The organism is Winogradskyella rapida, from assembly GCF_042675845.1.
GTDB classification, from domain to species: domain Bacteria; phylum Bacteroidota; class Bacteroidia; order Flavobacteriales; family Flavobacteriaceae; genus Winogradskyella; species Winogradskyella rapida.
In genome coordinates this window covers 1-1573 of sequence record NZ_JBHTKM010000034.1, presented here as the reverse complement: position 1 = coordinate 1573, position 1573 = coordinate 1, and the positions used below count along the sequence as shown (strand labels likewise).

Genomic DNA, 1573 nt, shown 5'->3' with positions numbered 1-1573 from the left:
TAGGCAAGTGCTTCTTTGGAAAATTCCTTCGGAATTTTCTCTGGTTCGTAAAAGTTTGTTAAATTAGCTACCTAACCACGCAACTAACCATACACAAGACCGTTGTAACCAATTTGAGAAACTGAATGAGCCCTGAAGTACCTATCATAGTAATTTTAATCGGAATTCCGACATTTTTTATTTTACGTTGGATATTAAAGCGATTTATAAAAAATAAGAAAACCAGAAATTGGACTTCAATTTTAGGAACTATAATTATTGCACCGATTTTATATATCGGACTTATAATGGCTTTCTTTAGTTATTTATTTTACGAACCTCAATATGATTTTAAAAAAGAAAAATGGTTTGCCGACAAAAATTCAAGATTTGAAATGCGTGATGATTTAGTCAATAGTGGAATTTTAAACGGAAAAACGAAAATTGAAGTTATTGAATTGATTGGAAATTCGGAAAGTGCTGATTCGACTGATATTTGGACTTACGACTTGGGAACATCTGGCGCTGGATTTGGTTGGCAATTTAATAGTTTGATATTGACCTTTGAAAACGGAAAAGTTTCTGACGTTAAAAAACAAGAAATAGTTGATTAAAAAACTGGTTACAACACCGTGTATAATTAATTGCTTTATTGAGCTTACTTGCGAAAATTCCTGCGGAATTTTCACGGGTTCGTTAATGTTTGTTAACTTAGTTGCCTAACCACGCAACTAACCATACACAAACACGTTGTGCATAATTATGAGAATCGTAACTTTAATAATACTTTTTGTTTCATTTAATCTTTATTCTCAGGAGATTGAATACCAATTATATGTAAAAAACTCTTGCAATGACTCAATTGAAAAAGCAGTATTTTATTCTTTAAAAAAAGGAGAACAAACATATGAAATATTGAATCTTGATAATCCGGTTATCAGAGTTCCAACGAGTGGAATTTACCAACTGATTTCAGAAGAAACAAATGAAAAACTAAAAATTGAAATTTCCACAAATAAATCAAAGGACACTTTACTTCTTCCATCGATTTATAAACTTGAAGGAATTTTACCGCCATCATATAAAAAAGATATCAGCGAATCTGAATTAAAGAAGTTGAGAAAAGAATCTCGTTCAGTATTTAGGAAATGTGATTCCAATCTAAACGGAGAACAAAAAGAATATTTCACGAATGGAATAATCAGGTTTTATGGAAATTTTGAAAATGGTTATGCCATTGGAGAAATTAAAGAGTATTATCAAAATGGAAACATAAAAAAACTTTTGATTTACGACAACGATGGTTATTTTAAAAAGAAAGTGAATTATGACACGAGTGGAAAAGAAATTAAAAAATAACTATGCACAACACCGTGTATAATTAATTGCTATGGCAAGTGCTCATCTGGAAAATTCCTTCGGAATTTTCTCTCGTTCGTATTTGTTTACTAAATTAGTTGCTTAACCACGCAACTAACCATACACAACAACGTTGCCATTCATTGCGGAACGCACTCAAAACCGACAAATAAATATGACCAAATTAAATAAATGGATTCTAATAAATTGTTTGATTTCATTTTTAATGTTTTCA

At 30.6% G+C, this 1573-nt stretch carries 2 protein-coding genes; both read left to right on the top strand.

Annotated features, from left to right (window positions below; all coding sequences use genetic code 11):
• Nucleotides 1–125: 125 nt before the first annotated feature.
• Nucleotides 126–593: a hypothetical protein gene (locus tag ACFQ13_RS06100; RefSeq protein ID WP_386115232.1), complete on the top strand. Its 468-nt coding sequence runs from the start codon at nt 126–128 to the stop codon at nt 591–593.
• Nucleotides 594–741: 148 nt separating this feature from the next.
• Complete coding sequence (locus ACFQ13_RS06095; RefSeq protein ID WP_386115230.1) at nt 742–1338, top strand: hypothetical protein; 597 nt, start codon at nt 742–744, stop codon at nt 1336–1338.
• The last annotated feature ends 235 nt before the right edge of the window (nt 1339–1573 follow it).